Consider the following 5,527-nt stretch of genomic DNA (forward strand, 5'->3'; position numbering starts at 1 on the left):
GGCGCGCGGGCCGCCCGGCCGGCGCGCCCCCCCCCCCCCCCCCCCCCCCCCCCCCCCCCCCCCCCCCCCCCCCCCCCCCCCCCCCCCCCCCCCCCCCCCCCCCCCCCCCCGGCCGTCGGCGTCTGCGGGTGCGCTCACCGGGGGAGTGCGCGCTCGATCCGCTTCTGCAGCTGCGTCCTCCGCCGGTGGAGCTTCCACCAGCTCCACGTGCCGGCCACCTGGGCCCGGCCGAGGTCGGTGGCGCTGGGCAACCCGTCGGCCGCGAGCGCCGCGTCGATCTCCCCCGGCTCCCCGCACCGGCGCTCGTCCACCACCGCGTGGGCGGCCCGGATGCGGTCCGAGGCCAGCCGATGAGCGGCGATGCGGGCCGTCACCTCCGCGAGCTCGGCCCGCAGGGCACCCACGTCCTCCCGTCGACCGAACACCTGTCCGCCTCCTTGCGCCGTCCACCTGCGCCGTCCACCTGCCCTGGTGTGACGGCATGGTGCCCTCCCCGGGGGCCGGGGAACCTGCGGAGCGGGACGGGCGCGCCGGACTGTTGCGGGAACGGACCGCGGCGGGCTGAGCCGCTCAGGCGACCGCGGGAACGGGGCGGGGTCGGGACGGCGCGGCCGGCCGGCGCCGCAGCGCCCACTCGACCACCGCCAGGTTGACCACCCAGCCGGCCAGCATCGCCAGCACCCGGCCGCCGCCGCTGGGTGTCTCGCCCAGCAGTGCCCAGGGCAGGTGGGTCAGCACCTGGGTGCCCGCGCCGAGGCCGATGGCGTAGCCCCGGGCCATCCAGGCGCGGTGGGTCAGGACGTCCCGCCGCCGGATGGCCACGAAGCCGAGCACGATGCAGCCGGCCATCGCTGCGCCGAAGAACAGCCGGATCGGGGTCAGCAGCACGTCGTCGGCGGGCGGCCGCGCGTAGAACAGCGTCATCCACACGCCGGAGAGCGCTGCGACGAGCCCGGCGGGGACCAGCACCCGACCGGCGAGCCGGTGCCAGCCGGGGCGGTGCCGTCGGATGTGGGGCACGAACTGGAACGCCCCCAGCAGGGAGTACACCGTCGCGCTGACGATGTGCGCGACCACGGGTGCCGGTGCGGCCACGAACCGGGCGTTGGCCGCGGTCACCGCCGGGTCGCCGGCGAGCTCGCCGATCCGGACCGCACCGGCGAGCACCGGCACGAGGCTGAGCAGGAGGAGACCTGCCACGACCCACCACTGGCGCCTGCTCGCGTTGCTGGAACCCACGACCCACCCCTCTCCCACCGAGGTGTACGGCGTACACCCGACGCGGAGGACGCTAGGCGTACGCCGTACACCTGTCAACGAGGTACGTTGCCCGGGTGGCTCCTCCGGGGCGGCGGGCGCCGCTGAGCACCGACCGGGTGCTGCGCGCCGCGGTCGACCTCGCCGATGCGGTGGGCATCGAGGCGATGAGCATGCGACGGCTGGCCACCGAGCTCGGCGTCGTGCCGATGGCGCTCTACAAGCACGTGGCGAACAAGGACCAACTGCTCGACGGCATGGTCGACGTCGTCGTCGGGGAGTTCGAGCCCGCCGACCCGGCGCTGGACTGGCAGGCCGCGGTGCGGGCGCGGGTGCTCTCGGCCCGTCGTGTGGTGCTGCGGCACCCGTGGGCGCGTCAGGCGATCGAGTCGCGCACCCACCGGACACCGGCGGTGCTCGGGTACATGGACTCGCTCGCCGGCACCTTCCGACGCGGGGGGTTCTCCGCCGACCTGACCCACCACGTGATGCACGCGCTGGGCAACCGGATCTGGGGGTTCAGCCCCGAGCTGTTCGACGAGCCGGCCCCGGATGCCGCACCGCCCTCGGTCGAGGAGCAGCAGGCGCTGGCGGCGGAGTTCGCCGAGAAGTACCCGCACATCCTGGAGATCGCGGTGGCGGCGACCGCCGGTGACCTGTCCGGCGTCGGTGCGGGGTGCGACGAGCAGTTCGAGTTCGAGTTCGCCCTGGACCTGCTGCTCGACGGCTTCGACCGGCTCCGAGCCGCGGGGTGGAGCTCCACCGCGGCGTCCGGGTGAGCGCGGGCCGGGCCGGGAGCTCGACGGGAGACGCCGGGCGCGGGCAGGGTGAGGGGATGCGATCGAGCGAGCCCGTCCGCTGGGCGCCGGGTCTGTCGGTGCTCGCCGACGTCGGCCCGGCGGCGTGGGTGGCCGACGCGCTGACGCGCACGGCCCGCTCCGCCACGGTGGTGGCGATGGTGCCGCCGGTCTTCCCCGCCTACGCCCGGGTGCTGCCGCCTGCCTACGACCCCGAGGAGGGCAAGCCCAGGCACCGGTGGTCGGAGATCGCCGCGCACACCGGGGTGCCGCTGACCGCCGCGACCCGGTTCGACGACCTCGTGGCCGGCAGCGAGGGGTGGGGTCGGCCGTCTGACGGCGGTCTGGACGCGCGGGAGACCGAGGTGCTCGCCCGCGTCCTCCGCGACGTCACCGGGACGCCGGAGGTGGCCTACTACTGCCTCTGGGAGGGCTTCGGACTGGAGGAGACGGAGGCCTGGAAGGACCGCTCGATGCGGGTTCGGACCCCGGACCGGGCGTACCACCTGCTCACCGGCCCGGTCGCGGCCGCGCCTGTGCTGCCGACGCCGGTGGAGTGGCGCTGCGCGAGCCTCTGGTGGCCCGCCGACCGTGCCTGGCTCGTGGCCACCGAGATCGACGGCTACCTGACCCACGTCGGCGGGAGTCGGGCAGCGATCGATGCGCTGCTCGCCGACCCCGCGCTCGACGTCGTCACCGTGGAGCCCGCGACCCCGCTCGACGCCAGCCACGGCTGAACGGCTGGCCCGGCACGGCCGCTCGTCTGGAACCCTCGTGGGGTGAGCGAGCGAGACGTGGCGGCGGTCTACGACCAGGTCGCTGACGACTACGCCGACCACTTCCCCTCGACCGAGCCCGAGCAGCAGATCGAGCTGGCGATGGTGGCGCACTTCGCCTCGCTCCTCCCGGGGACCAAGGAGGTGCTGGACGCCGGTTGTGGTGCCGGGCGGATGCTCCCGGTGCTCGCGGGCGTCGGCTGCCGCCCCGTCGGCATCGACCTGTCCACGAGCATGATCCGGCGGGCCCGTCAGGACCATCCGGACGTCGTGACCCGCGTCGGGAGCATCGGCGCGCTCCCGTTCCCCGACGACTCGTTCGACGGCCTCTTCTCCTGGTACTCGACGATCCACACCCCCGACGCCGACCTCGGGGCCGTGTTCGGTGAGGCGCGCCGGGTCCTCCGGCCCGGAGGTCACGTGCTCGTGGCCTTCCAGGCCGGGGCGGGCGTCCAGGAGGTCGGGCAGGGCTACCGTCGTCTCGGACACGACGTCGTGCTCCACCGGTACGACAGGACGCCCGATCAGGTGGCCGGGGAGCTGCGGTCGGCCGGGCTCGCCGAAGTCGCACGTCTCGTGCGGGCGCCGGCCGCTGACGAGCGGACCGATCAAGCCGTACTCGTCGCTCGGTCGACCCGCGAGGAGCCGGGTCCTGCGCTCGAGCCGCTGGCCGACTCCAGCACCGTGGCGAGTTCCGCCGGGCGGCTGACCATCGGCCAGTGCCACGTCGGGAGCTCGACGTAGCTCCAGTCGCCGTCGACCATGTGCGCGAACGCCGGTGCGTGCGGTGCCATCTGCTGCAGTTGCTCGAGGCTGAATGTGCACAGCACGCCCGTCCGTGGCAGCCGCTCCCAGGCGCCGGTGAGCGCGACCGGCTGGGTGGCGGTGCGCCAGGGCTGCGGCTGGGAGCCTTCGACCAGCGCGGCGACGGTGGTGTCGTCGACCTCGGGCACTGCGGCGGCGAGGACCGCCCAGGGCGGCGGCGGGAGCTTCCAGCCCTGGCCGTGCGTCATGACCAGGTCGTCGTTGGCCGCGCGCGCGTCGGGTCCCTCGAAGTCGGCCTGTGCCATGCCGTCGGGCAGGGGTCCCGAGTCGACGTACACCACGCGCGCCACGCGCTCGGGCGCGCGGTCCGCCGCTCCGGTCGTCACGAGGGCGCCGTAGCTGTGGCCGACGAGCACGACGTCGTGCAGGTCCTGCTGCTCGAGCACGCGCACGACGTCGTCGACGTGGGTCGTCAGGTCGGTCTCGGGCGAGGCGAGGTGGGCGCGCTCGCCCTGGCCTGCGAGGTCGACGGCGTGCACGACATGGCCGCGCTCACGCAGCGAGTCCGCGACGGGGCGCCAGACCCAGGCACCGAGCCAGAAGCCGGGGACGAGGACGTAGGTGGTGGTCATGGCGAGCACGCTAGGGTGGAATGCGGACACATTCCGCCCGGTATGGAGGAATCTACGCCCAGTTCTCCCCCAGCAGCGCCGAGGAGGGTCGTGACCCGCCCGACCGCTCGCGTGCTGGCCATGCTGGAGCTGCTCCAGACGGGCGGGCAGCGCACCGTCGGCGATCTCGCCGCTCGGCTCGGGGTCGACGAGCGCACGGTCCGGCGCTATGCCGAGCACCTCGCCGATCTCGGCATCCCCGTCCAGGCGCAGCGGGGCAGGTACGGCGGCTACCGGCTCTCACCGGGCTACAAGCTGCCGCCGCTGATGCTCACCGACGACGAGGCCATCGCCGTCGTCCTGGGCCTCAGGGCCGCGGAACGCGCGGGGCTTGCCACCACCGACCACGCGGCGGCGGCGAGCGCACTGGCCAAGGTGTCGCGTGTACTGCCGCGGGCCCTGGGCCAGCGGCTGGACAGCCTGCTGTCGACCGCACAGTTCACGACCCCGGTGCGCGCCACCGCTCCCGCCGGCGCCGGCGCCCTGCTCGGTCTCGCCTCGGCTGCGCAAGCCCGGCGCACCGTCGTGATCGCGTACACCGCCTGGGACGGGCGGGAGTCGCGGCGTGAGCTCGATGTGTACGGCTTGGTCTTCCACTCCGGCCGGTGGTACGTCACCGGACGCGACCACGGCCGCGATGACGTGCGGACCTTCCGACTGGACCGCATCGCCTCGGTCGAGCAGGGCGACGGCTCCTACGTCGTGCCCGCCGACTTCGACGCCACGACGCAGGTCGTGTCGGGCATCGCCGCGGTCAGGTGGTCGCACGAGGTCTCCGTCGTGCTGCGCACCACCCTTGCGGAGGCGGCCGATCGACTGCCCCGGAGCGTGGGACGGCTGAGCGAGCACGTCGGCGGGGTGCTCCTGGAGACGCGCGCCGAGCACCTCGACGGCATGGCCCGCATGCTGGCCGGGCTCGGCTGGGACTTCGAGGTGATCACCCCGGACGCCCTGCGCGACGAGGTCCTCGCCCTGTCCGACCGCCTCCGACTCAGCGCGGTGCGCGGCGCCGCGGCTCAGCCGCGGCGGCCGAGGAGGTAGCCGACCCAGACGCCGAGCAGGGTGAGCAGGCCGCCGCCGGCGGCGCCGACCAGCAGGGGCTTCGCCTCGGCCGGGACCCAACCGCCCGCCGCAGCCGGGGCCGTCGCCGCGTAGGTCACCGGCGCAGCCTCGGGGGGGGGGGGGGGGGGGGGGGGGGGGGGGGGGGGGGGGGGGGGGGGGGGCGGCGGGGGGGGGGGGGGGGGGGGGGGTGTTCTTGGTG

General features: G+C 75.2%; 7 protein-coding genes and 1 pseudogene. 4 read left to right on the top strand and 4 right to left on the bottom strand.

What is annotated here, in order from left to right; genetic code table 11:
- Window positions 1-134 precede the first annotated feature (134 nt).
- Complete coding sequence (locus ACI783_RS19610; protein ID WP_457142006.1) at window positions 135-425, bottom strand: hypothetical protein; 291 nt, start codon at window positions 423-425, stop codon at window positions 135-137.
- A 145-nt stretch (window positions 426-570) separates the two neighbouring features.
- Window positions 571-1,200: a DUF2306 domain-containing protein gene (locus ACI783_RS19615; protein ID WP_457142007.1), complete on the bottom strand. Its 630-nt coding sequence runs from the start codon at window positions 1,198-1,200 to the stop codon at window positions 571-573.
- Window positions 1,201-1,334: 134 nt separating this feature from the next.
- Between ACI783_RS19615 and ACI783_RS19620 the strand changes: the two genes are divergently transcribed.
- From ACI783_RS19620 to ACI783_RS19630, 3 genes are read left to right on the top strand one after another with little or no spacing between them, the layout of a single operon-like run.
- The gene (locus ACI783_RS19620) at window positions 1,335-2,036 is read left to right on the top strand and encodes a TetR/AcrR family transcriptional regulator (protein WP_457142008.1); all 702 of its coding nucleotides are present in this window, start codon (window positions 1,335-1,337) and stop codon (window positions 2,034-2,036) included.
- Window positions 2,037-2,092: 56 nt separating this feature from the next.
- Complete coding sequence (locus ACI783_RS19625; RefSeq protein WP_457142009.1) at window positions 2,093-2,791, top strand: hypothetical protein; 699 nt, start codon at window positions 2,093-2,095, stop codon at window positions 2,789-2,791.
- 42 nt (window positions 2,792-2,833) lie between these two features.
- Complete coding sequence (locus ACI783_RS19630; protein WP_457142010.1) at window positions 2,834-3,574, top strand: class I SAM-dependent methyltransferase; 741 nt, start codon at window positions 2,834-2,836, stop codon at window positions 3,572-3,574.
- Window positions 3,575-3,576: 2 nt separating this feature from the next.
- On the opposite strand, the pseudogene ACI783_RS19635 reads toward ACI783_RS19630, so the two are convergent.
- Window positions 3,577-4,227, bottom strand: a pseudogene (locus tag ACI783_RS19635) (alpha/beta fold hydrolase); the annotation flags it as partial.
- Between the two features lie 90 nt (window positions 4,228-4,317).
- Here ACI783_RS19635 and ACI783_RS19640 point away from each other — a divergent pair.
- Window positions 4,318-5,307 carry a helix-turn-helix transcriptional regulator gene (locus tag ACI783_RS19640; RefSeq protein WP_457142011.1) on the top strand — a complete coding sequence of 330 codons (990 nt, stop codon included), beginning with the start codon at window positions 4,318-4,320 and terminating at the stop codon, window positions 5,305-5,307.
- On the opposite strand, the gene ACI783_RS19645 is transcribed toward ACI783_RS19640, so the two are convergent.
- Window positions 5,283-5,426 (bottom strand): hypothetical protein, encoded by a 144-nt coding sequence (locus ACI783_RS19645; protein ID WP_457142012.1) that lies wholly within the window; start codon window positions 5,424-5,426, stop codon window positions 5,283-5,285. The two genes, ACI783_RS19640 and ACI783_RS19645, sit on opposite strands and share 25 nt — an antisense overlap.
- Window positions 5,427-5,527 lie beyond the last annotated feature (101 nt).

The organism is Modestobacter sp. SYSU DS0511, from assembly GCF_054050755.1.